Source organism: Methylobacterium sp. AMS5 (genome assembly GCF_001542815.1).
Taxonomy (GTDB): Bacteria; Pseudomonadota; Alphaproteobacteria; order Rhizobiales; family Beijerinckiaceae; genus Methylobacterium.
The window spans coordinates 4,000,667-4,025,429 of sequence record NZ_CP006992.1 but is presented as its reverse complement, the minus strand read 5'-3'; the positions used below and the strand labels follow the sequence as shown (position 1 = coordinate 4,025,429).

The window sequence follows — 24,763 nt, the reverse complement described above, 5'->3', positions numbered from 1 at the left end:
CCGCCGGGCAGCCTGTGCGTCATCGTCGTCATCAGGCCTGAGCGCGCGGCGAACTCAGCGTTGCGGCAGGCGTGGGGGAGCGTGCGGTTTCGAGAGAAAGAAAAGGTCGTCGATGGAAGCGTAGGGAAAAAAGTTGCTCTTCGTTGTAATTGCTCATCGGACTGAGGACTCCCTCGAATCGCTTGAGGCTGAAGGCGTGTTGCGCAAACTCAAAGCATGCGTCAAGAGAAGATGAATTTATTGGAATTGTTCTTGATATAGGGTGGTGGCCCGGTTGCATTGTCGTGGCAGTTGGTTGCCATCGAAAATATTCTTTATTTGTCCGCCGTTTTATCGAGTGCGGGCCTGTTTCATGCCTCCGCCGGTCACGGCGTGAGCACGTTCAGCGAGCCATCTCTGATTGTGCCCGCGATCCTGCCGCGCCGGACCGCCACATCGCATCGCCGTCCGTCTCCGAACCGGGCTTCGCTCCCGGCCCCGTCGGATGATCGCGACGCGTGAAGCGCGCGTTGCGCCGCGATGGAAAATCCGTTGCTTATTCGCAACGAGGCCATGAAATGACTTGTAGTCTTTAGCTGTTATAATTCTCGTCTTGTTTCTGGGGCGGGTATTTCGACTGTCTGTGCAACGTTTTGCGACAGTATCGTCCTCTAGACTGGAAATGATACAAGCTATTGTGGGGCTTGCATAATCCACGCGTCTCCTTCTGGTCGGTCCTCAGTCATCGATCAGCGTGGGATCATCTGTGGGCGACGGGACCGACCTCATGGCGGGAGGGGCGGCGGGGGTGTCGATCGATGCCCTCTACCGTCACGAAGGGCTGAAGCTCCGGCGCTTCCTCCAGCGCCTGCTCGACAACCCGGCCGACGCCGCGGATGCGAGCCAGGAAACCTACCTGCGCATGGTCGCCGCGCTCTCGCGCACGAGCATCGAGCACCCCTCGGCCCTGTTGTTCCGCATCGCCACCAACGTCGCCCTTCGGATGCGCAACCGCGGCCGGCTGGAGCGGATTCTGTTCGCGGCGAAATGCGAGGCGGAACTCGCCGAGATCGCCGACGGCTACGCCCTCCCCGAGCGGCAGACGATCGCCCGCCAGGAGCTGAAGCGCCTGGCTGCGGCGATCGACGCGTTGCCGCCCCGCTGCCGCGAGGTGTTCCTGCTCAGCCGCCTCGACGGCCTCGCGAACGGCGAGATCGCGCAGCGCCTCGGCATTTCGCGCAACATGGTCGAGAAGCACATCATCAAGGCCCTGCTGCATTGCCGGCGCAGCCGCCTCGATCTTTTTTGAACGAGTCGCATCAGGAGGCGGCGACCTCGTTGATCTAAGGGGATAGGACACCCGCGCTGCGCCATTTCGGGCCGCGGTGGGCCCCGGGGGGATTGGCGTGGCCGGCAGCGACGGGACGGAGGCCGAAGAGACTGACGAGGCCGACGGCGATGAGGATCCGGTCGAGCGCGAGGCCGCGGCCTGGGTCGCGCGGCTCTCCTCCTCCGACGCCACGCAAGCCGATCACAGGGCCTTCGAGGCCTGGCGCAAGGCCGATCCCGTCCACGCGGCGGCCTATGCCGAGATGGATGCGCTGTGGCGCCGGCTCGGGCATCTGCCCGATCCCCGCCCGCGCAAGACGTCGGACAAAACATCGAACAAGACACCGAAGTCGCTCGCCGGCCTGGCCGCCGTCGCCCTGATCGCCGCCGCCCTGGCCTACGAGACCGGTCTCCTCGACCGGCTCCGCGCGGATCTGTGGAGTGGCGTCGGCACCATCGAGCACGCGACGCTGCCCGACGGCAGCCGCGTCGACCTCAACACGGACACGGCGATCGCGGTGCGGTTCACCGCGGGGGAGCGCGGGATCGCGGTTCTGCGCGGCGAGGCCAGCTTCGATGTCGTGCCCGATCCGAGCCGGCCCTTCGTGGTGCGGGGCGGCGGCCTGAGCGTGCGCGCGGTCGGAACCCGGTTCTTCCTGCGCGCGGACGGGGCGGACAGTCCGGTGGGCGTCGCGGAGGGGCGTGTCGATGTCTCGGCCGAGAGCGGGCGCGTCGTCGTCTCGGCCGGGGAGGAAGTCCGGATCGGCGGCGACGCCCTGCACGTGGCGGCGGCGGATGTGGAGCGGGCCACGGCGTGGCGCGACGGCCGGCTGATCTTTTCCGGAAAGCCGCTGGCGGCGGTCCTGGCGGAACTGAACCGCTACCGCCGCGGGCGCATCGTGCTGCTCGACCGTGGGCTCGGCGAGCGGCGCGTGACCGGCGCGTTCGATGCCCGCAACACGGACGACGCCCTCGACGTGATCGCCGCGACCATGGGCACGCGCATCCGGCGGCTCTCGCCCCTGCTGGTGCTGGTCGGATCGCCCCTGTGAGCAGGGCGACGAGGAGAGGCGAAAAAAATCGCTCTTCCCACGTCAGGAGGTGGCGCCCCCGTTGATCTTAACCATCGAGGGCGCGGCGGCGCACGGCGTGCCGCCCCTCCCGACGGATCGATGGGGCTTTGGTATGGCGTCGCGCGCGCGCAGGTTTTCACAGGGCCGGATGGCGGGGATCGCGCTGGCCGGCGTGTCCGTCGCGGTGATGGCTCCGGCGGCCGTGCAAGCCGGCGAGGCGAAGCGGCCCAGCGGCCCCACGATCCTGGCAGAAGCCCCGCTGGGGGGCGCTCCCGTCCGGCTCGCCATCCCTAAGGGATCGCTGGAGGCCGGCCTCGTCGCCTTCACCGAGCAGGCCGGGGTCAAGCTGGTCTACCCGACCGAGCTGACGGCGCGGCTGGAGACACCGGGGCTCGCGGGCGCGTTCGCCCCGCTCGACGCCCTGACCAGGCTCTTGGACGGCACCGGCCTCACCTATCGCCCGGCCGGCGCCTCGACCATCACCCTGGTCAACCCGCGTTACGTCCAGCTCGGCGCCGAGCCGGCCGGGACGGTGACGCTCGACGAACTGCACGTCCAGGGACAGGCTCAAGGGCAGGGCCGTGCCACGGCCGCCGGCCTGCCGCCGCCCACCGGAACGGTTGGGCAGCCGCCCGTGCCCTATGCCGGCGGCCAGGTCGGCTCGGGAACCCGTGTCGGCTTCCTGGGCAACCGCTCCGTCCTGAAGACGCCCTTCAGCATCACGGGCTACACGGAGAAGCTGATCGAGGACCAGCAGGCGGTGTCGCTCGCCGATGTCGTGCTGAACAATTCGTCGGTGCGCAACGACGCGCCGCCCTACAGCGAGCGCGATTCCTACTTCATCCGCGGCTTCTCGGTGACCAACCTCGACACGGCCTTCGACGGCCTGTTCTATCTCGCCAACCCGCGCCGCGCCTTCACCGAAGGGCTCGAGCGTGTCGAGGTGCTGCTGGGGCCCTCCGCGCTCCTGAGCGGCGGCACCGGCCGCGTCGGCGGCACGATCAACCTCATCCCGAAGCGCGCCTACGACGAGCCGTTCGCCCGGCTCACCACGACCTACATCAGCGACGCGCAGATCTGGACCCATGCCGACCTCGGCCGTCGCTTCGGCGAGTTCAAGGAATGGGGCGTGCGCTTCAACGGCGCCTACCGCACCGGCGCCACGCCGCTCGACAACAATGCGATCGAGGTGGGCGTGGCGGCGCTGGGCCTCGACTATCGCGGCGACCGGTTCCGTGCCTCGCTCGACATGACCCACTCGACGCAGAACGTCACGGCGCCGACCTCGCTGTTCAACGCGGTCGCGCCCGGTATTCAGATTCCCCGTGCCCCGAACAACCGGACCAACACCGCGAATCCGTTCGAGTACAACGACAGCCGTTACGGCATGATCGCGGGGCGGGCCGAGTACGACGTCCTGCCCGACACGACGGTCTACATCGCCGGTGGCGCCAGCCGCTACAACGAGGACTTCCTCACCTCAAACTACCGCGTGACGAGCGTGACCGGGCAGGCGACCAACCAGCTCGCCATCCAGCCCCAGGAGATCCAGGGGCTCACCGGCGAGGTGGGCCTGCGCACCCGCTTCAGCACCGGCTTTCTCAACCATCAGGTGAACATCGCGGCCGTCGAGGCGAACAACAAGAACTTCCGCAGCGGCTTCGTCCCGCCCGTCTTCACCCCCTACACGATCAACATCTACAATCCGGTCTATCTGCCGACCGGATCGATTCCGACGATCGGGCTTCCCCGCTCCGCCGCGCAGCCGCTCTTCGCCCAGCTCTCCGCGCGCAGCGTGGCGGTGGCCGACACCCTGTCGTTCTTCGGCGACGACCGCTTCCTGCTGACGCTCGGCGGGCGCTATCAGGAGATCGACCAGCAGGGCTTCGCCACCCGTCCGGGGCCGACGCAGGGGCAGGTGACCTCGAACTATCGGGAGGGCCGCTTCAGCCCCGCCATCACCTTCGTGCTGAGCCCGTTCGAGAACCTGTCCTTCTACGGCAACTACATCGAGTCGCTCGATCCGGTGGCCGCGGCGCCCCTCACGGCGATCAACGCCAATGTCCTCTTCCCGCCTGCCGTGGGGCGGCAGAAGGAAATCGGCGTCAAGTACGATTTCGGCACCATTGCCGCCACGGCCGCGCTGTTCGAGATCGAGCTGCCGAACGCTTTCACCGATCCCGGGACCCGCATCTACTCGGTCAGCGGCCGTCAGCGGAACCGCGGCGTCGAGCTGAACGTGTTCGGCGAGGTCGTCCCGGGCCTGCGGCTGCTCGGCGGCGTCACCTTCATCGACGCGGAACTGGTCAACACGCCGGGAGGACAGTTCAACGGGCGGGCCGCGCCCGGCGTGCCGGATACCGCGTTCAACCTCTACGCCGAGTACGACCTGCCGCCGTGGCTGGCGCCGGGCCTGACCCTGACGGGACGGGCGATCTACACCAGCAGCATGTTCTACGATCAGGCCAACACCCAGTCGGTTCCGGACTGGACGCGCTTCGATGCCGGCCTGCGCTACACGACAGAGGGCTTGAACGGAAAGCCCGTCGTGTTCCGCGCCCTCGTCCAGAACCTGCTCGACGACTCGTACTGGGCCTCCGCCGCCCGCGGCTTCCTCGCCGTCGGCGCGCCGCGCACCTTCATCGTCTCCGCCTCCGTCGATTTCTGAGAGAGCGACGCGTCGCTTCCAGCTCCGCCCTGCCCCGACATCGCGAAGGGGTAAGGGCGGGCCGCTCGGTCGCGCACGCCTGGCCCGTCGATCGCCCCACCCGCAGGGCGCTCGGCGGGCTTTTCGCATTTGCGCGCTCGATCCGCCCGCGATCTGCCGCTGAAACGAGCAGGCCCCTGCGGTGAACGGCCGCTCGCCCCCTCAGCGCTCCTGCCTTCCGGCGGCGATCACCGCCAAGCTGACCGGTCTGTGTGATTTGTGGCTTCTGGCACGGGTCCTGCAATGTGGTTTTTGACCACTTTGATGGGTGCGTGGGAACTCGGGAGCCTCAAGTATGGCCGGTACGATGGACCGCAGGCGGTTTCTTCAGGCGAGCGCCGCCGCTGTGGGTTTTGCCCAGATCGATCCCGACTTCCTGATCTCCTCCGCCTTCGCGCAGTCCGGCAAGCCGCTGGTCTTCCTCTCGGCCGAGAACATCACCGGCAACTGGGACCCGACCGCCCACACCACGCTCTCGCAGAAGAACATCGAGGGCTTCGTGATGGGCTTCCTGACCCGCACGCCGATGACCCTCGATGACCCCGGCAAGGTGGTCTACGAGCTCGCCACCGACATCAAGCTCCTCGATCCGCACCGCCTGCAGATCAAGCTGCGCAAGGGCCTGCACTTCCACGACGGCAAGCCGTTCGGGCCCGAGGACGTGAAGGCGACCTTCGAGTACGGCTCGGGCAAGGACCGGCCGGCGCAGTGGTATCCCGGCCCGACCGAGACGCTGACGATCACCACGCCCGACGACGAGACCGTGATCGTCGACACCTCGAAGGGCGGCTACCCCGCCCACCTCTTCATCTTCCTGGCCTCGTTCCTGCCGATCCTCTCGGCCAAGGACGTGGCCGAGGGCCCGGGCGGCGCCCTCACCCGGCGCCTGAACGGCACCGGCCCGTTCCGCTTCGTCGAGCAGCGCGGCAACGACACCGTGCTCAAGGCCCATGACGGCTATTTCCGCGGCAAGCCCGGCATTCCCGGCATCAACTTCACCTTCACCGGTGACTCGACCACGCGGATGCTGTCGCTGATGAACGGTCAGGCCTCGATCGTCGAGCGGCTCGAACCCGAGCAGGTCGAGACGGTCAAGAACAACCCGAAGATCGCGATCAACGAGGTCGTCTCGGTCGAGAACAAGTATCTCTGGTTCCGCTGCTCCAAGCCGCCCTTCAACGACGTGCGGGTGCGCATGGCCGCCTGCCACTCGATCGACCGGGCGATGCTGCTGGAGATCCTGGGCGCGGCGGGCCACGCCTGCGCCAACTTCATCTCCCCGGTGAAGTTCGGCTACGTCGACCTCAAGAACTACCCGGCCTACGACCCGGCCAAGGCGCAGGCGCTGCTGGCCGAGGCGGGCTTTCCCAAGGGCAAGGGGCTGCCGCCGCTGGAATACATCACCTCGGTCGGGTTCTACCCGAAGACGAAGGAATACGGCGAGGTCATCACCGCGATGCTCAACGAGCAGGGCTTTCCGGTGAGCCTCACGGTGCTGGAGCCGGCGGCCTGGAACGAGCGGCTCTATCACCGCCCCGGCGGCGGGCCCGGCCACATGGTCGATTGCGGCTGGTCCACCGCCTCGCCCGAGCCGGATCTGGTGCTGCGCACCCACTTCCACTCCTCCTCGCACCGCATCACCGGCATCGAGGATGCGCAGATCGATGCGAGCTTGGATCGTGAGCGCGCGGCGCCGACGCTGGAGGAGCGCAAGGCCATCCTGCAGAACGAGACGATGCCGCTGCTGGCCACCAAGATGCCGGCGCTGTCGCTGTTCACCTCGGTGATGATCCACGCGATGCAGCAGGAGCTGAAGGGCCTCTACATCTACCCGGACGGCTCGATCGACGCGTCCAAGACGGCCTGACCGGCAAGTCTGCCTGACCGGCAAGTCTGCCTGACCGGACTGCCCGCGCCGGGCGCGGAGCCCGGCCCCCTCGCGGGCGGCCGGATCCCGCCCCGCCGATCCCGTCGCCGGACCGGAAACATTTTGATGTTCGTTCTCAGTTTCCTCGCCCGGCGCCTCGCGCAGGGTGCGGTCATCATCTTCCTCGTCTCGCTGCTGATCTTCACCCTGCTGCGGGTGATGTCGGGCAACCCCGTGCGCCAGATGGTGGGCGGGATGGCGCCCGATTCCCTGGTGGAGCAGATCGCCACCACGATGGGCCTGCGCGATCCGATCATCGTGCAGTTCGGCCGCTATGCGGCAGGGGTGGTCCAGGGCGATCTCGGCCGCAGCTTCATGCGGCCGGCCAACGGCGCGGCGACGGGGGGGGCGAATTTCGACGACCTGACCCGCGGCGAGCGGGCCGGGGTCGGCGGCCTCATCCTCGACGCCCTGCCGATGACCCTGCAGCTCGCCGCCCTGGCGCTCGCCATCGCGCTCGCCTTCTCGGCCCTGCTCGGGATCGCGGCGGGCCTGCGCCCCGGCGGGTTCTTCGACCGGCTCGCCTTTGCGGTCTCCTCCGTCTTCATCTCGATCCCGAATTTCTGGCTCGGCATCGTGCTCGCCCTACTCTTGTCGGTGAAGCTCGGCTGGCTGCCGGCGATCGGCTATGGCGGCTTCTCGTATACGGTGCTGCCGGCCCTGGTGCTCGCCGTCGAGCTGTCGCCGGTGCTGATCCGGACCCTGTCGAGCGCGGTGGCGGCGCAGATGGGCGAATCTTACGTCGCCGTCGGCCATGTCCGCGGCCTGTCGCGCCCGCGCATCGTCGCCGCGCATGCCCTGCGCAACGCCTCGGTGCCGCTCCTCAACCTGCTCGGCGTGCAGTTCTCCTCGCTGCTCGGGGGCGTGATCATCGTCGAGTACATCTTCGACTATCCCGGACTCGGGCTGCTCACCATCAACGCCGTGCTCCAGCGCGACTTTCCGCTGATCCAGGGCATCGCGATCGTCACCAGCGCGATCTTCGTCCTCATCAACATCCTCGTCGATCTCGCGGCGACCACCATCGATCCGAGGCTCGAATACTGATGGATGCCGTGGATTCCCCCCTGGCGCTCGCCCCGCCCCGCGTCGATGTCGCGGCCTCGCGCTCCATCGGCCGGCGCATCCTCGGGCGCGCCGCCCGCTCCGGGGGCTTTCGCGTCGGCTTCGTCGTGCTCGCCCTCCTCGTGCTCGCCGCCGCGCTCTACCCGGAACTCAGCGGCATCGACCCGGCGATGCGGGACATCCGGGCGCGGCTGCTGCCGCCGCTGTTCCTCGGCGACAAGTGGAACTGGGCCCACCCGCTCGGCACCGACCAGATCGGCCGCGACATGCTGGTGCGCTGCCTCGTGGGTTTGCGCTACTCGCTGCTGATCGGCGTGGCGTCCGTCGCCGTCACCGTGGTCATCGGCTGCGCGCTCGGCACGGTCGCGGGCTATTTCGGCGGACGCACCGACACGGTGATCATGCGGATCACCGACGCGCAGCTCTCGATCCCGATGATCATCCTGGCCATCGCCGTGCTCGGGGCCGACCGCCCGACGATCCCGGCGATCATCCTCGTGCTCGGCCTGTCGAACTGGCCGGTCTATGCCCGCGTCATGCGCTCGGTGGTGATGGCCGAGCGCGGGCGCGAATACGTCCGGGCCGCACAGGTCTCGGGCGCCACGCATCCGCGCATCATCCTCACCCTCCTCGTGCCGCTGCTGGTGCCGCCGCTGCTCTTCACCTCGGTGCTTGATGTCGCGCGGATGATGATCTTCGAATCGACGCTCGGCTTCCTCGGGCTGGGCGTGCAGCCACCGACGCCGACCTTCGGCAGCATCATCGCGGACGGGCGCAAATACCTGCTCAATGCGTGGTGGATCGCCACCATGCCCGGCGTGTTCCTGTGCCTCACGCTCACCGGCATCAACCTGATCGGCGCTGCTTTTGAACGCGCCCGCAACGCGATCCACGGGGGCGCCTGATGGACCCGGTGCTCTGCGTCCGCGACCTCTCCGTCGCCCTCACCCTCCCCGGGCGTGAGCGAACCCTTCTCGATCACATCAGCTTCGACGTCGCCCCGCGGGAGATCGTCGGCGTCGTCGGCGCTTCGGGGGCGGGCAAGACGGTGCTGTCGCGCGCCGTGGTCAACTGGATCACCGCTCCGCTCGCCATCCGCTCCGGCACTGTGTCCTTCCGCGGCCGGGATCTCCTCGGGCTGCCGCCGCGGGCGATGCGGCTCTTGCGCCGCGACATCGCCTATGTCGGCGCCGACCCGATGGGCGCCCTCGACCCGACCCTGCCGGTCGGGCGCCAGATCGTCGAGAAGCTGCGCGCGGTGCTGCCGGAGGTCAGCCGGAAAGAGGCGCAGGCGCGCGTGATCGCCCTGCTCGATGCCGTGCGCATTCCCTCGGCGCCCGCGCGCTTCCACGATTACCCCTCGCAATTCTCCGGCGGCATGATGCAGCGCGCGCTCATCGTCGATGCCATGGTCTCGAACCCGGCCCTGCTCGTCGCCGACAACGTGACCCAGCCCCTCGACGTGACGGTGGCCGCCGGGGTGATCCGCCTGATGCGCGAGCTCACCGAGCGGTTCGAGACCGCGATCCTGTTCGTTTCCTCCTCGCTCCCCGTGGCCCGCGAGGCGGCGAGCCGCACCCTGGTGATCGATGCGGGAAGGCTGGTCGAGGAACAGCCGACCGAGGCGCTGATCGCCGCCCCGCGCCACGCCTATACCCGCGATCTCGTCGCGCAGATCCCGGTGATCTGGGGCGAGCGCCCGAGCCTGCCCGCGATGCCGAAGGCCCCCGGCGCGCGGCCGCCCCAGGCGATCATCAGCCTGCGGGACGTGTCGCAGACCTACCGGGTGAAGCGGCGCGGGAGCTTTGCCGGCACGAGCGCGCTGCGGGCGGTCCGCAACGTCACCTTCGACATCGCCCAGGGCGACAGCTTCGCCGTCGTCGGCGAATCCGGCTGCGGCAAGTCCACCCTGATGCGGCTCCTGAGTCGTCTGGAGCGCCCGAGCGGCGGCAGCGTGCTGTGCGAGGGCCGCGACATCGCCGGTTTGTCGGGGGCCGAACTCCTCGGCTTCCGCCGCAAGCTGCAACTGGTGCTGCAGGACCCGTTCAACTCGCTGCCGCCGCGCACCGGTATCGGCGCCATGCTGGAAGCGCCGTTGCGCATCCATGGCTGGCGCGACCCGCGAAAGATCCGCGAGCGGGTGCGCGCGGTGATGGACGATGTGGGGCTGGCGCCCGCGCTCTACGACGACCTGCCGCTCGGGCTCTCGGCCGGGCAGCGCCAGCGCATCAACGTCGCCCGCGCCATGGTGCTTGAGCCTCAGATCCTGCTCATGGACGAGACGCTCTCGGCCCTCGACCAGACCGAGCAGTTCAAGCTGCTGGCGTTGTTCGAGAAATTGCAGCGCGCGCACGGGCTGACCTATATCTACATCAGCCACGACCTCGCGATGGTGCGCAAAGCCTGCAACCGCATCGCGGTGATGTATCTCGGCGAGGTCGTCGAACTCGCCGATAACGAGCGCCTGTTCTTCGATCCCGGCCACCCCTACACCCGCGCCCTGCTCTCGGCGATGCCGGCCCTGGAGGCACGGCGCTACCGGCCGGAGGATTGCCTGATGGAGGGCGAGCCGCCGAGCCCGATCGACCTGCCGCAGGGCTGCGCCTTCCGCTCGCGCTGCCCGCAGGCCTTCGACGCCTGCGCCACGCATCCCCCCTTCCTCACCGTGCGCGGCGCGCACGACTTCGCCGCCTGCCACCGCGTGCCGGGCGCCGGCGCCGCCCTGCTGGCGGGCGCTGCCTGATGCCGCCCCTTCCCGAGACATCGATGAGATCCATGCCCGACATGACGGCCCGAGCCCCCGTGCGGATCGACCCCGCCCGCCTCCAGGCGATGATGGAGGCGGTCTCTGCCTTCGGCGGCGGGCCGGACGGCGCCCTGACCCGCCTGACCCTGTCGCCCGAGGACGGGCGGGCGCGCGACTGGCTCGCCGCGTGGTTTGCCGCTCACGGCTTCACCCCGCGGGTCGATGCAGTCGGCAACCAGTTCGGCGGTCTGGAACTGGCCGGACCCGGCGCCCCGACGGTGATGGTCGGCTCGCATCTCGACAGCCAGCCCAATGGCGGGCGCTTCGACGGGACGCTCGGCGTGCTCGCGGCCTGCGAAGCCATCCTCGCCGTGCGCGCGGCCCTCGAAGCGGCGGGCAGGACTTCAGCCTGCAACTTCACGGTCGCCAACTGGACCAACGAGGAGGGCGCCCGCTTCCAGCCGAGCCTGCTCGGCAGCAGCGTCTTCACCGGTGCGGCCGGGCTCGACTGGGCGCTGGCCCGCAGCGACGGCGACGGCGTCACCGTCGGCGAGGCCCTGTCGCGGATCGGCTACGCCGGGAGCGACGCCGTGCCGGTGCCGGACGCCTTCATCGAGCTGCATATCGAGGGCGGGCCGATCCTGGAGCGCGAGGGCCTGCACTTTGGCGCCTTCACCCGCTACTGGGGCGCCACCAAGTACCGCCTCGCCTTCCTCGGGCGCCAAGCCCATACCGGCCCGACGCCGATGGCCGAGCGGCGCGACGCGCTTCTCGGCGCCGCCTACCTGATCGCCGACCTCAAGGCGATGACGGCCGATTACGGCCTCGACCTGCACACCTCCGTCGGCCGGCTCGAAGTGCGGCCGAACTCGCCCAACACCGTGCCGAGCGAGGCGGTGCTGTTCATCGAGCTGCGCTCCGGCTCGCCCGCAATCTTGGAGGAGGCCGAACTCCGGCTGAAGGCGGCCATCGATCTGGCCGCCGCGCGCGCGGAGGTGGGTCACGAGGTGCGCGCCATCGACCGCCGCGCCGCCGGCCCGATGGCGCCGGGCCTCGTGCGGCTTGCCGAGCGCGCAGGCGCCGCCAACGGCACGACGACCCGCCACCTCGACACGATCGGCGGCCACGACGCCGTCAGCCTCTCCGCCGTCTGCCCCTCGGTGGTGCTGGCCGTGCCCTGCCGCGGCGGCGTGATGCACCACCCGACCGAGTTCACGAGCCCGGAGGATCAGGCCTTCGGCACGCAGGTGCTGGCCGACATGCTGATGATCCTCGCCACCGAGGGCATGGCCGCCATCGAGACTGCGGGAGAGGGGCGATGAAGGCGCTGGGCACCCCCGAGGACGCGCCCGAGCGGCTGGCCGAGGCCGCCCTGGCGCAGGCTTTTTCCGCGCTACCCGAGCTTCGGGGGAAGGTGCCGCATTATGCGGTAGCGGTGCCCGGCCTCGCCTCGCCCTCCTATCACGGTGTCGAATCCACGACGTTCCACGTCGCCGAGACCGAGGGCGCCGAACCGAGCCTGTTCCTCAAAATCTCGGAGCCCTGCGCCGCCGCGCTGCTCGATCCCGCCGCCGCCTTCCGCGCGGCGCAGGCTATCGCCGCTCTCGGCCTCGCACCGGAGCCGCTGCATTTCGCGGCGGATCAGGGCGCGATCCTGTTCCGGTGTCTCGGCCCGGATTGGCGCCCGGCCACCCTCGACAGGCTTCAGCAGCCGGACAGCATGGCCACGGTGATCGAGGCCTTCCGCCGGATCGGCGCGGGCGAAGCCTTTGGGCGACCCTGGAGCGTGTTCGACGCGATCCGCACCCTTCGCGCCCTGCTCGGGCCGGACGCCGACGCCCTGCCGCCCGATGCGTGGTTCCTGTTCGACTGGGCCGAGGCGATCGAGGCGGCGCTGACGGCCGCCGGCACCGATGTCCGTCCGGCCCATGCCGACCCGCACGCCTCCAACCTGCTGTTCGGCTCTCGCGGCGCCCTGCAGCTCGTCGATTTCGACATGGCCTGCGACACCGACCCCCATTACCAGCTCGGCGCCTTCCTCAACGAGGCCTGCGCCTTCGAGACGCCGATGAGGGCCGGCATCGAGATGGCGGAGGGGCGGTTCCGGCCCGACGTGTTCAACCGCGCCCGCGCCTACGCCGCCGCCGACGACCTGCACTGGGCCTTGCGGGCGCTCGCCATGGACCGGCTCTCGCCCCGCCGCGGGCTCGAATTTCGCAAGTACGCCGCGTGGCGCTTCCTGCGCTGCCGGATGCGCGTCGGCCGGCCGGGCTTCGAGGAAACCCTGAGGGCATTGTGAGGAGACGACCATGATCGCTCTGGGCCAGGCCGCCACCGAGGCCGAGCACGCCTTCGAGGCGGCCCTGCGCACCGTCCCGCGCTGGCAGGGGCGCCCGACGCGCTACCGCCCGGTGCTCGGCGGGATCAGCAACGTCAACTGGCGCGTCGAGATCGAGGGCGAGCCGCATCCCTACTTCGTCAAGATGCCCGGCCGCGGCACCGAGATGTTCATCGACCGCGCCGCCGCCCGCGCCGCCAGCCGGCAGGCGGAGGTGATCGGGCTGGGGCCCCGCACCTTCGACGATCTCGACGCGCACGGCATCGAGATCGCCGAGTTCGTGGACGGGCGCCGCCCCTCGACCAACCGCGACTTCGCCGACCCGGCCCTGCGGGCGGAGGCGATGCGCGTCTACCGCCGCTTCCACGCGGCCCCGCTCCTGCCGCTGACCAAGACCGTGTTCGACATGATCGACGAACATGACGGCCAAGCGGCCGAACTCGGCGCCCTCCTGCCCCCCGATCAGGCGTGGCTGACGCGCCAGACCCGGCTGGCGCGGGCGGCGCTCGAAGCCTCGGGTCTCGATCTCGTGCCCTGCTTCAACGATCCGATGCCGGGCAACTTCCTCCTCGGCGAGGACGGCTCGATCCTCCTGATCGACTTCGAGTACGCCTCCAACAACGACCGGCTCTACGACATCGCGATCTGGAGCGGGGAGATGTTCTTCCCCGAGAGCGTCGATCGCGAACTGATCGAACTCTATTTCGGCCGCTACGACGAAGCGTTGTTCGCGCGCCTGATGGTGCACAAGGCGCTCGCCGACGTGAAATGGTCGACCTGGGCGATGGTGCAGAACCGGATCTCCACCCTCGACTTCGATTTCTACAAATACGGGATCTGGAAGCACATGCGCGCCCGCTCGATCATGAACGACCCGCGCTGGCCGCTCTTCCTGAAGGCGCTCTGAGCGATGGATCTGGCTTTGCCCGCGACCGACCCTCTCGCCCCGGAAACCATCCTCGCCTTTGCCGCTGAACTGGCCGAGGCCGCGCGCCCGATCGCGCTCGCCTATTTCCGCACCCCGCTCGACATCGTGACGAAGGCCGACGAGAGCCCGGTGACGTTGGCCGACCGCGCCATCGAGGCGCGCCTGCGCGGCCTGATCGAGGCGCGGTTTCCCGATCACGGCATCTTCGGCGAGGAGATGGGGGTGAAGCCCGGAGCAACGCCCGGCGACGGCCCGGTCTGGGTGATCGACCCGATCGACGGCACCAAGAGCTTCGTCACCGGCCTGCCGCTGTTCGGCACCCTGGTCGCCTTCCTCGACGGAGGGGTGCCGCTCGTCGGGCTGATCGACATGCCCGCACTCGGCGAGCGCTGGACCGGCGTACCGGGGGAGGCCCGGTTCGGGGCCGAGCCAGCGCGGACCAGCACCTGCCGGAGCCTGTCCAAGGCGCGCTTCTTCACCACTTCGCCCGAGGGTTTCACCGGGGCGGACGAGGCCTCTTATCGACGCCTGATCGCGAAAACGGCCCTGCGCCGCTTCGGCGGCGATTGCTACGCCTACGGCCTGCTGGCGAGCGGCCATTGCGACCTGATCGCCGAGACCGGCCTGCAACCCTACGACACCATGGCCCTGGTGCCGGTGATCCGGGCGGCGGGCGGGGTCATCACCGACTGGAGCGGCGAGGACCTTTCCCTCCACTCCGACGGGCGGGTGCTCGCGGCGGCGACGCCTGAATTGCACGCCGAGGCGCTGGCGATCCTGCGGGGATAGGCCCGCGAGCCGATGGCCGCCGCCGCGTCGCGGTTTGCCAAGGGGATGTCGCTGATATGGAAGCGACGGGGACCCCGACGAACGATAGTTCCCGCAAGCCAGATACGGCTCGGGAGGTCCCCATGCTCGATGTGACGCCGACCCCGCTTCAGCGCCTGCTGCGCGAGCGCCGCCCCGGCTACACCCTCGCTGCGCCGTTCTACCTCAGCCCCGAGGTGTTCGAGGCCGACATGGCCGTCATCTTCGGGCGGCACTGGATCTATGTCGGCGTCGAGCCCGACGTGCCCGAGGCCGGCGACGTCATGGTCGTCGAGATCGGCAAGACCTCCGTCGCGATCGTGCGCGACGACGACAACGAGATCCGTGCCTTCCACAACGTCTGCCGCCACCGCGGCGCCCGGCTGGTCCACGAGGAGAAGTCCACGGTCGGCAACCTCGTCTGCCGCTACCATTCCTGGACCTACGACCTCACCGGCAACCTGATCCATGCCGAGCATATGGGCCCGGACTTCAAGCGCGGCTGCCACGGCCTGAAGCCCGTGCACGTCCGTTCGCTCGCGGGCCTGCTGTTCATCTGCCTCGCCGACGAGCCCCCGGCCGATTTCGACGAGATGGCCGCAAAGCTCGGGCCCTATATCGAGCCGCACAACGTGCGCGACACCAAGGTCGCCTTCCAGAAGGACATCATCGAGCCCGGCAACTGGAAGCTCACGATGGAAAACAACCGCGAGTGCTACCATTGCGGGGCCAACCATCCCGAGCTGACCGTGCCGCTCTTCGCCTACGGCTTCGGCTTCGCGCCCGAAGAGATGGACGCGCACGACCGCGCCCAGGCCGAGCGCTACGGCTGCCTGCTCAAGACCCGCCACGGCGAGTGGGAGGCGGAGGGCCTGCCGTCGAAGGAGATCGACGAGCTCGACACCATGATCACGGGCTTCCGCACCGAGCGGCTGCCGCTCGACGGCGAGGGCGAGTCCCACACCCTCGACACCAAGGCCGCCTGCAAGCGGCTGCTCGGCAACCTCACCAGCGCCAAGCTCGGCGGGCTCTCGGTCTGGACGCAGCCGAATTCCTGGCACCATTTCCTCGGCGACCACATCGTCACCTTCTCGGTGCTGCCGCTCGATGCCGAGCGCTCGCTGCTGCGCACCAAGTGGCTCGTCCACAAGGACGCGGTCGAGGGCGTCGATTACGATCTGGCCAACCTCACCGGCGTCTGGGAGGCCACCAACGATCAGGACAGCGAGCTCGTCGGCATCTGCCAGCAGGGTGTCGCGAGCCCGGCCTACGAGCCCGGCCCCTACTCGCCGCATACCGAGATGCTCGTGGAGAAGTTCTGCAACTGGTATGTCGGCCGCATGGCCGCGCATCTGGGGCGCTGAGCCATGACGTCGGCCTCCTCCGAACCGGCCGCCGCGCGGCTCGCGGCCTCCGCGCCCTGGGATGCGGAGGCCGACGACAGGCTGGTCTGCCTCGCGGTGCGCGACGAGACGCACGATGTGAAGACCTTCGTGCTGGCGCCCAAGGAGCCCCGGCTTTTCGCCTACGCGCCGGGCCAGTTCCTGACCTTCTCGTTCGAGATCGGCGGCGAGACCCTCCACCGCTGCTACACGGTCTCCTCGGCGCCGACCCGGCCGAATGCGGTCGCATTCACGGTCAAGCGCGTGCCCGGCGGCCCGGTCTCGAACTGGCTGCACGACAGCCTGAAGCCCGGCGACACGGTGCGGGCGCTGGGGCCGATGGGCGAGTTCTCCTGCTTCACCCATCCGGCGGGCAAGTACCTGCTCCTGTCCGGCGGCAGCGGCGTCACGCCGATGATGTCGATGGCGCGCACCTTCCACGATCTCGGCGAGGCCCGCGATGTGGCCTTCGTCCATTCCGCCCGCTCGCCTGCCGACATCGTGTTCCGGGGCGAGCTGGAGACGATGGCCCGGCTCGATCCCGCCTTCCGCTTCCACGCGGTCTGCGAGACCGATTCACCGAATGAAATCTGGGCGGGTCCGAAGGGCCGGCTCTCGCTCGAAACCTTGCGCGAAGCCGTGCCCGACTTCCTCGACCGGGAAATCTTCGTCTGCGGCCCCAAGCCCTACATGGACGCGGTGCGGGCCATGCTGAGCCAAGCCGGCTTCGACATGGCCCGGCACCACGAGGAGAGCTTCGATTTCGGCGCGTTGCCGGAGGCCGAGCAGGAAGCAGCGGCGGAAGCCGAGAAGACCCTCGACGCCGAGGCCGCGCCCGGCGGCGGCGTACGCACCTTCCGGGTGGAGTTCGCCAAGACCCGCCGGGTGCTCGAATGCCCGGAGAACGAGACGGTGCTCGACGCCGCCCGCAAGGCCGGCATCCGCCTGCCCTCGTCCTGCGCCAAGGGCCTGTGCGGCACCTGCAAGTCGAAGCTCACCGCCGGCACCGTCGCCATGACCCATGCCGGCGGCATCCGTCAGCGCGAGATCGACGCCGGCATGGCGCTGCTCTGCTGCTCCAAACCAACCAGCGACCTCGTCGTCGAGCGCTGAACGGGCGGGCTCGGCCCCGCCCGCGACCCCAAGCTTTCCCCATCGCCTTCGGGAGTCGTCCCGTGATCGCCAATGCCGACGCGCTGCTGAAGCCGCTGACCATCAAGGGCCTCACCATCCGCAACCGGGTGATGTCCACGAGCCATGCCCCCGGCTACGGGCGGGACGGCAAGCCGCAGGAGCGCTACCAGCTCTACCACGCCGAGAAGGCCAAGGGCGGCATCGGTCTCACCATGTTCGGCGGCTCCTCCTCGGTCGCCGTCGACAGCCCGGCCGCGCCCTGGAACCAGATCTCGGTCGCCGACGACTCGGTGATCCCGTTCTTCCAGCAATTCTCCGACCGGGTGCACGCGCACGGCGGCAAGCTGATGATTCAGCTCACGCATATGGGCCGGCGCACCAAGTGGGACACCGAGCACTGGCTCCCCACCGTCTCGCCCTCCCCCCGGCGCGAGCCCGCCTCCCGCACCATCCCGAAGGAGATGGAGGCGGAGGACATCGCCCGCATCGTCAAGAGCTTCGCCCAGGCCGCGCGCCGCTGCCGCGAGGGCGGGCTCGACGGCTGCGAGGTCTCGGCCGCCCACGGCCACCTGATCGACCAGTTCTGGTCGCCCTCGGTCAACCAGCGCACCGACCGATACGGCGGCAGCCTGGAGAACCGGATGCGCTTCGGCATCGAGGTGCTGGAGGCGATGCGCGCGGAAGCCGGCGACGACTACGTCATTGGCATCCGCATGTCCGGCGACGAGATGATCGCCGACGGCCTCAGCCAGGACGATTGCGTGGCGATCGCCGCCGAGTACGCCCGGCGCGGGCTCGTGGACTTCCTCAACATCCTCGGCGGCCAGGCGCGCGACCACATCGCCCACGCGATCTCGCTGCCGAACATGTCCTTCCCCGTGGCCCCCTTCCTGTTCCTGCCGAGCGCGATCAAGCGCGAGGTCGACGTGCCGGTGTTCCACGCCCAGCGCGTCACCGATCTCGCCACCGCCGCCCGCGCGGTCGCCGAAGGCCATGTCGACATGGTGGCGATGACGCGCGCCCACATCGCCGATCCGCATCTCGTGAAGAAGCTGTCCGAGGGCCGGGCCGACGACATCCGCCAATGCGTCGGCGCGGGCTACTGCATCGACCGGATCTATGTCGGCGGCGACGCGCTCTGCATCCAGAACGCCGCCACCGGCCGCGAGGCGACCATGCCGCACGAGATCCGCAAGGCGGATGTGCGCCGCCGGGTCGTGGTGATCGGCGCCGGCCCCGGCGGGCTGGAGGCCGCCCGCGTCTGCGCCGAGCGCGGCCATGCGGTCGTGCTGTTCGAAAAGAGCGGCCAGGCCGGCGGCCAGATCGGCATCGCGGCCAAGGCCGGTTGGCGCGAGGCGATGTCGGGCATCACCCGCTGGCTGGTGGCCCAGGTGACGAAGCTCGGCGTCGATCTGCGCCTCAACACCGAGGCGACCGAGGCGGCGATCCTCGCCGAGAAGCCCGACGTCGTCATCGTGGCGACCGGCGGCACGCCGTTCCGCGGCCACGCCAAGGGCGCCGAGCAGCACGCGGTCACGACCACCGAGGTGCTGACCGGCGCGGTCGAGCCGACCGGCTCGGTCCTGCTCTACGACGAGATGGGCCAGCACAACGCAGCCTCGGTCGCCGAGCAACTGGCCAAGCGCGGCTGCCTTGTCGAGATCGCCACCCACGACCGCATGGTCGCGGAGGAGGTCGGCACCACCAACCAGCCGATCCACCTGCGCGAGTTGTACAAGCTCGGCGTGATCATGAGCCCGAACATGGAGCTCATCGAGATCTATCCGGAGGGCAACCGCTTCGTCGCGGCTTTGCGCAACACCATGACCGACGCCGAGGAGGAGCGCCTCGTCGACCGCATCGTCGTCGATCACGGCACGCTGCCCGTCGATGCGCTTTATCGCTCGCTGAAGACGTCGTCCGTCAACCACGGCCAGACCGACCCGGACGCGCTCCTGCGCGGCGAGCCGCAGCCCTACGACCTGTCGAAGGGCTACGCGCTCTACCGCATCGGCGACGCGGTCTCGGGCCGCAACATCCACGCGGCGATCTACGACGCCCTGCGGCTGTGCAAGGACCTTTGAGGCTCGGGGAACCGACCGCCGGGGAAGACGCGGAGTGGGACTGGGCGGCGGCGCGCCGCCGGATCGCTTCGCCGTCGCGCGGCGAAGCCGAAGCAATCCAGCGCGCGACGCGTGCCGGATGAGACTCCTTCCGTGATGCAGGCACGAGCGGCGCCATCATGAGCTACGCATTCACAGGGTTGGTCTGGCTGATGGCGGCGCTCGCCCTCGTCCAGGGCTTGCGCCGCGCCGCCCTCTGGCGCGTCGGCGCCGCCGCGCCCGTGGCGTGGCTCGACGGGCTCGCCAAGTTGCCCCGCCGCTACCTCGTCGATGTCCACCACGTCGTGGCGCGCGATCCTTACGCCTCGCGCATGCACGCGGTCGTGGCCGGCGGCCTGCTCGCGGCCTCGATCCTGACCGCGCTGGCGATCCTGCCGCCGCTGGCGGACTTCCGGCCCTACTGGTTCCTCGTGGCGCTGGCCTTCGGCGTGACCGCGATCGGCGCGCTGCTGGTGGGCGCCCGGCGCTATCCGCAGAAGCCAAAGCGGCTCTCCGCCGGCCGTTTCCAAATCCTGCCGTTCCTGCTCGTCGCCTACGCCATCGGCGGCACGCTCACCGCCCTCATCCTCGCGCTCGGCGGCGGCGGTGGCCTGTTCGGCTCCGTCGCCCTGGCGCTCGCGGCGGCTGGCGGGCTCGGCCTCGCCTTCGAGGTGCGCCACGGCCCGATGCGCCATGCGGCGGCCGGCGCGCTCCACCTCGTGGCCCATCCCCGGCCCGGCCGGTTCGAGGGCCGGCCCGACACCGCGCTCCAGCCCCTCGACCTCGACGCGCCCCGCCTCGGCTCGGAAATGCCGGCCGACTTCACCTGGAACCGGCTCCTGTCCTACGATGCCTGCGTGAGCTGCGGACGCTGCGAGACCGCCTGCCCGGCCTTCGCCGCCGGCCAGCCGCTGAACCCCAAAAAACTCATTCAGGATCTCGTCGCTGGTCTCTCGCCCGCCGAGCCCGCCTATGCCGGCAACCCCTATCCCGGCGGCCGGGTGGCGGAGGGTGAGCGCGGGGCTTTGGCCCGGCTGATCGGGCCGGATGCGCGCATCCACCCCGACACTTTGTGGTCCTGCACCACCTGCCGCGCCTGCGTCGAGGAATGCCCGATGATGATCGAGCATGTCGATGCGGTGGTTTCCTTACGCCGGCACGAGGCGCTGGAGCGCGGGGCGCTGCCCGAGAAGGCCGTCGTTCCGGTGACGGAGCTGCGCCAGTCCGGCGATCCCGGCGGGCGCCCGCTCGCCGCGCGCACCGATTTCGCCGCCGGGCTCGACCTGCCGCGGATCGCGGACCGCGAGGGGGTCGATGTCCTGCTCTGGCTCGGCGAGGGCGCCTACGACCTGCGCTACGGCCGCTCGCTGCGCGCGCTGGTGCGGCTGCTGCGCGAGGCCGGAGTCGATTTCGCGGTGCTCGGCGCGGAGGAGCGCGACACCGGCGACCTCGCCCGGCGGCTCGGCGACGAGGCGACCTTCCAGGCGCTGGCGCGGGAGAACATCGCGACGCTGGCGAAGTACCGCTTCAAGCGGATCGTGACCGCCGACCCGCACGCGCTGCATGCGCTCCGCAACGAGTACCCGGCCTTCGGCGGGCGCTACACGGTCGTGCACCACACCGCCTTCCTGCTGGAGCTGATCCGGGCGGGCAAGCTCAATCCCGGCCGCCTGCCGGACCTCTCGGTGACCTATCACGACCCCTGCTACCTCGCCCGCTACAACGGGGAGACCGAGGCCCCCCGCGCCGTGCTCGACGCGATCGGCGTCACCCGCAGCGAGATGACCCGCTCGGGCCGCCGGGCGATGTGCTGCGGCGGCGGCGGCGGCGCGCCGGTGAGCGACGTGCCGGGCGAGCGCCGTATCCCCGACATCCGCATGGCCCAGGCCGCCGAGACCGGCGCGGGAATCGTGGCCGTCGCCTGCCCCTCCTGCACGGCGATGCTGGAGGGCGTGACCGACCGCAAGGCGGAGATCCGCGACGTGGCCGAATTGCTGCTCCAGGCGGTGGAGGCGGGCCGATGAGCCGCCCCCGCCGCGATCCGCGGGCCGAGTGGGCGGCCTTCCTCATCGCCGCCGAGGCCCCCCGCCCCCGCTACGACCGCACCCGCCGTGCGACCGGCTCCGGGCGGCCCCGCCGCGACCCGCGGGCCGAGCGCGAGGCGCAGCGTATCGGGGGTCTTGCGCGGGCGCGCTACGATCTCAGCCAGATCGGCCGCCCGATGGGCGATGCGGTCGCCGCCGCGCCCCGGTCCGTGCTGGTGGCCGAGGCGCCGAAGACGATCATCGTCGAGTCGCCCGCCTTTCTCGTCGCGGTGGTACCGGACGCCCCTGGCGGCCGTCTCTCGGGCCACGACCGGCAGGTGATCGGCGCCGCGCGGGCGCTCGCCGGCCGCGAGGGCGGTGTGGTCGTCCTCACGCAAGGCGATTGCGAGGGGCTTGGCGCGGCGGGCGCCGACCGGGTGCTCCGGCTCGACGGCGCGGAGGGTTACGACCCGGCGGGCCGCGCCGCCCGCATCGAGGCCGCGCTCGCGGGCCTGGGGGCGCGCCACGCCCTGTTCCCGGAATCCCTCGACGGCGGCGACCTCGCCCGCCGGATCGCGGTGGGCCTGGACGAGGCCCTGTTCACCAATGCCGAGGTGGTGGCCGCCAAGGGGTTCGTCCGCCCGGCCCGGGGCCGCCGGGTCGAGCAGAGCCTCGCCCCGCCCCGCCTCGCCACCGTGGCGCCGGGCGCGGTCGCCGACTATGCCGGCCCGCCGCGGGAGGCCCGCGCCCTCCCCTTCGAGGGCTCGGTCCCGCCGGACGCTCCCCCAAGCATCGTCTCGGCGACGCGCATCCCGGCCGACCCCGCGACCGTGCCGCTCGCGCTCGCCGAGTTCGTCGTCTCCGCCGGCAACGGCCTTTCCGATCTCGACACCTTCCGCCAAGTGGCGGCGCGGCTCAACGCGACGCCGGGCGCCAGCCGCGTGCTGTGCGATGCCGGGCTGATGCCGCGTCACGCCCAAGTCGGCGCCTCGGGCACGGTGCTCGCGGCGACCTGCTACTTCGCGCTCGGCATCTCCGGCGCGCCCCAGCATCTCCAGGGGGTGGCCGGCTGCGAGCACGTGGTGGCGGTCAACACCGATCTCCACGCGGCGATGATCGAGCGGGCGGGCCTCGCCATCGTGCAGGACGCCCAGGCCGTGATGCCGGCCCTGCTGCGGCTGCTCGCCGAAGAGGCCGCCGGAGAGGGGAAGGCGTCGTGAGAATCGCGGTCCTTCTCTCCGCCGGGCTCCATCCGGTCTCCGGTGCGCCGGTGCTGCCGCGGCTCGAGGCGCAGGCGATCCGCCTAGCCGCCGGGCTCGGTGCCTCCTCCGAGACCTTCGGCCTGCATGCCGGGCCCGACGCCGCCGCGGTCGCCGAGGCTTTGGGCCAGGGCTTGCCCCGCATCGAGCAACTCGCGGTCGCGGCCGGCGACGACCCGGTGCCGGTGCTCGCCGCGCGGCTCGCCGAGATCGCCCCCGAGCTGATCCTGGCCGGGCGGCGCAGCCAGGGCGGCGACGAGAGCGGCCTCGTGCCCTACGCGCTGGCTCGCGCCCTCTCGATACCCCTGGTGCCAGACGTGGTCGCGGCGGCGCTCGACGCGGACGGGGCCCTGCGTCTCGATCAGAGCCTCGGGCGGGGCGCCCTGCGCCGGGTGGTGGTGCGGGGACCGGTCGTCGTCACCTGCCACCCGGACGCCCCTGCCCCCCTCGCCTACGCCTATGGCCAGGCCCGCCGCGGGCGCATCGAGGCGCTTGCCGTCGCCCCGGCCGTATTCCCGGCTCTCGCCTTGGCGGTGGAGGAGCGGCCCTATCGCCGCCGGCCCAGGATCGTGAAGGGCGCGCCCGCGGGCGGCTCGGCGGCGGAACGGCTGAAGGCGGCCACCGGCGAGGGCGGCTCGGCCGCGGGCGGCCGGCTTTTGGTCGAGCCCGATCCCGAGGACGCCGCCCGCGAGATCCTGGCCTATCTCCGTCAGATCGGCGTACTCGCCCCGCCGGCGGAACCGAAAACATGAGGAAAGCGAAACGATGCCCCTGAGCCCGGACGATCTGCTGACGCGGCTGCGCGAGCGCGGCATTGCCTACAAGCTCTACGAGCACGAAGCCGTCCTCACCGTCGAGGCGATGATGGCGATCTGCGGCGACATCGCCGGGGCCCACACCAAGAACCTGTTCCTGCGCGACGGAAAGAAGACCTACTTCCTCCTCACGCTCCAGCACGACGCTCAGGTCGACCTGAAGGCGTTCCGGTCGGTGCTCGGTGCGCGTGGCGGCCTGTCGTTTGCCAGCCCCGACGCCTTGCGCGAGCAGCTCGGGGTCGAGAGCGGGGCCGTGTCGCCGCTCGCGGCGCTCAACGCCGCGCCGGGCGCCGTGCGGGTGTTCCTCCAGGACAGCCTGCTGGAGGAGACGCGGGTCAACATCCACCCGCTTGTCAGCACCCGCACGCTCTCGCTCGTCCCGGCCGATCTCGTGGCGGTTCTGCGCGCCGAGGGTCACGAGCCCACGGCCGTCGCCCTGCCGGAGAGCGCGGCGGCTTAGAGCATCGTCCCGAAAGGTGGTTGCCGGCTTTCGGAAAAGAGATGATGCGAAAAATAGAGTCTAGAGCATCGTCCTGGATTTGATTTCCAGCACGATGCTCTAGCATCTCTCACAAAACTCCCGCCGCGCTGTCATCGCCAGAACGAGAGCGTTCAGAGACCGGGAGCTTTGTGAGTCACTCATAAATGCCCTCAGGCAGGCCCTCAGGCGCGCTGGATGGCCATCGGGAAGGCGAAGGACATGAACAGCGTCTCGCTGGCCTTCGCCTCGACCGGAGCCGGCTCGATGCGGAAGCGCGGACCCGGCAGCGCGGCCCGGCTCAGGCCGATATCGGCCAGCGCCGCATCGCTGAGGTCCATCAGATCCTCTTCATTCGCCCGAGCGCGGAGCTGGGCGCGAACACTTTCGAAAATGTTGCCGAACATGAGATGAGCCTCGATCGCGCCGTCGTTGATCAAGACGAGGACGGCCCGCGTTGGAACTCGTATGATCCTTCCTCTGTCCTCGGAGGAGCGTGGAAGCTTGGGAGCAGACTTGCTCCATGCGCATGCATTGAGCAAGAAAGCCCGAAAATTAGCGAATTGCTCACCTATTTTGCATGAGGGCGCCCGTCCGGGCGGGCGTTGCTGGCGGCAAGCTGCCCTGTCGGAGAGCGGAATCCATGCGAAAAACCCCTCGTCCGGGGCCG

The 24,763-nt window shown here is 70.0% G+C and carries 19 protein-coding genes; 18 read left to right on the top strand and 1 reads right to left on the bottom strand.

Translation table 11 applies throughout. From position 1 onward, the window contains the following. Positions 1–766: 766 nt before the first annotated feature. The 18 genes from Y590_RS18070 to Y590_RS17985 all read left to right on the top strand — a co-directional run bounded on the left by Y590_RS18070 (position 767) and on the right by Y590_RS17985 (position 24,075). Positions 767–1,288: an RNA polymerase sigma factor gene (locus tag Y590_RS18070; RefSeq protein ID WP_015823952.1), complete on the top strand. Its 522-nt coding sequence runs from the start codon at positions 767–769 to the stop codon at positions 1,286–1,288. 97 nt (positions 1,289–1,385) lie between these two features. After that, positions 1,386–2,360 carry a FecR family protein gene (locus Y590_RS18065; protein ID WP_060771063.1) on the top strand — a complete coding sequence of 325 codons (975 nt, stop codon included), beginning with the start codon at positions 1,386–1,388 and terminating at the stop codon, positions 2,358–2,360. Between the two features lie 169 nt (positions 2,361–2,529). Beyond that, the gene (locus Y590_RS18060) at positions 2,530–5,049 is read left to right on the top strand and encodes a TonB-dependent receptor (protein WP_060772355.1); all 2,520 of its coding nucleotides are present in this window, start codon (positions 2,530–2,532) and stop codon (positions 5,047–5,049) included. 334 nt (positions 5,050–5,383) lie between these two features. Then, on the top strand, positions 5,384–6,955 hold the full coding sequence (locus tag Y590_RS18055) for an ABC transporter substrate-binding protein (RefSeq protein WP_060771062.1): 1,572 nt from the start codon (positions 5,384–5,386) through the stop codon (positions 6,953–6,955). Positions 6,956–7,081: 126 nt separating this feature from the next. Beyond that, on the top strand, positions 7,082–8,062 hold the full coding sequence (locus tag Y590_RS18050; RefSeq protein ID WP_060771061.1) for an ABC transporter permease: 981 nt from the start codon (positions 7,082–7,084) through the stop codon (positions 8,060–8,062). Beyond that, positions 8,062–8,985 carry an ABC transporter permease gene (locus Y590_RS18045; RefSeq protein WP_060771060.1) on the top strand — a complete coding sequence of 308 codons (924 nt, stop codon included), beginning with the start codon at positions 8,062–8,064 and terminating at the stop codon, positions 8,983–8,985. The genes Y590_RS18050 and Y590_RS18045 overlap by 1 nt, the downstream gene beginning before the upstream one ends. Next, positions 8,985–10,823 carry an ABC transporter ATP-binding protein gene (locus Y590_RS18040; RefSeq protein ID WP_060771059.1) on the top strand — a complete coding sequence of 613 codons (1,839 nt, stop codon included), beginning with the start codon at positions 8,985–8,987 and terminating at the stop codon, positions 10,821–10,823. The genes Y590_RS18045 and Y590_RS18040 overlap by 1 nt, the downstream gene beginning before the upstream one ends. A 32-nt stretch (positions 10,824–10,855) precedes the next feature. Continuing rightward, entirely contained in the window at positions 10,856–12,148 is a 1,293-nt protein-coding gene (locus tag Y590_RS18035; RefSeq protein WP_060771058.1) for a Zn-dependent hydrolase, read from the top strand. Further along, positions 12,145–13,125, top strand: coding sequence for a phosphotransferase (locus Y590_RS18030; protein WP_060771057.1), 981 nt, complete (start codon positions 12,145–12,147; stop codon positions 13,123–13,125). Before Y590_RS18035 ends, Y590_RS18030 begins: the two co-directional genes overlap by 4 nt. A 10-nt stretch (positions 13,126–13,135) precedes the next feature. Then, a complete protein-coding gene (locus tag Y590_RS18025; RefSeq protein ID WP_060771056.1) occupies positions 13,136–14,071 on the top strand; it encodes a phosphotransferase in 936 nt (311 codons plus the stop codon). Positions 14,072–14,074: 3 nt separating this feature from the next. Beyond that, positions 14,075–14,881 (top strand): histidinol-phosphatase, encoded by an 807-nt coding sequence (hisN, locus tag Y590_RS18020; protein WP_060771055.1) that lies wholly within the window; start codon positions 14,075–14,077, stop codon positions 14,879–14,881. Positions 14,882–15,003: 122 nt separating this feature from the next. Beyond that, complete coding sequence (locus Y590_RS18015; protein ID WP_060771054.1) at positions 15,004–16,263, top strand: aromatic ring-hydroxylating oxygenase subunit alpha; 1,260 nt, start codon at positions 15,004–15,006, stop codon at positions 16,261–16,263. A 3-nt stretch (positions 16,264–16,266) separates the two neighbouring features. Continuing rightward, the gene (locus tag Y590_RS18010; RefSeq protein WP_060771053.1) at positions 16,267–17,394 is read left to right on the top strand and encodes an FAD-binding oxidoreductase; all 1,128 of its coding nucleotides are present in this window, start codon (positions 16,267–16,269) and stop codon (positions 17,392–17,394) included. 62 nt (positions 17,395–17,456) lie between these two features. Then, the gene (locus tag Y590_RS18005; protein WP_060771052.1) at positions 17,457–19,499 is read left to right on the top strand and encodes an NADH:flavin oxidoreductase; all 2,043 of its coding nucleotides are present in this window, start codon (positions 17,457–17,459) and stop codon (positions 19,497–19,499) included. 158 nt (positions 19,500–19,657) lie between these two features. Beyond that, positions 19,658–21,541 (top strand): (Fe-S)-binding protein, encoded by a 1,884-nt coding sequence (locus Y590_RS18000; protein ID WP_060771051.1) that lies wholly within the window; start codon positions 19,658–19,660, stop codon positions 21,539–21,541. After that, positions 21,538–22,761, top strand: coding sequence for an electron transfer flavoprotein subunit alpha/FixB family protein (locus Y590_RS17995; protein ID WP_060771050.1), 1,224 nt, complete (start codon positions 21,538–21,540; stop codon positions 22,759–22,761). Before Y590_RS18000 ends, Y590_RS17995 begins: the two co-directional genes overlap by 4 nt. Continuing rightward, positions 22,758–23,552: an adenine nucleotide alpha hydrolase family protein gene (locus tag Y590_RS17990; protein WP_060771049.1), complete on the top strand. Its 795-nt coding sequence runs from the start codon at positions 22,758–22,760 to the stop codon at positions 23,550–23,552. The genes Y590_RS17995 and Y590_RS17990 overlap by 4 nt, the downstream gene beginning before the upstream one ends. Positions 23,553–23,565: 13 nt before the next feature. After that, complete coding sequence (locus Y590_RS17985; protein ID WP_060771048.1) at positions 23,566–24,075, top strand: prolyl-tRNA synthetase associated domain-containing protein; 510 nt, start codon at positions 23,566–23,568, stop codon at positions 24,073–24,075. A 203-nt stretch (positions 24,076–24,278) separates the two neighbouring features. Here Y590_RS17985 and Y590_RS17980 read toward each other — a convergent pair whose 3' ends face one another. Beyond that, complete coding sequence (locus tag Y590_RS17980; protein WP_245517562.1) at positions 24,279–24,434, bottom strand: hypothetical protein; 156 nt, start codon at positions 24,432–24,434, stop codon at positions 24,279–24,281. Positions 24,435–24,763: the final 329 nt, after the last annotated feature.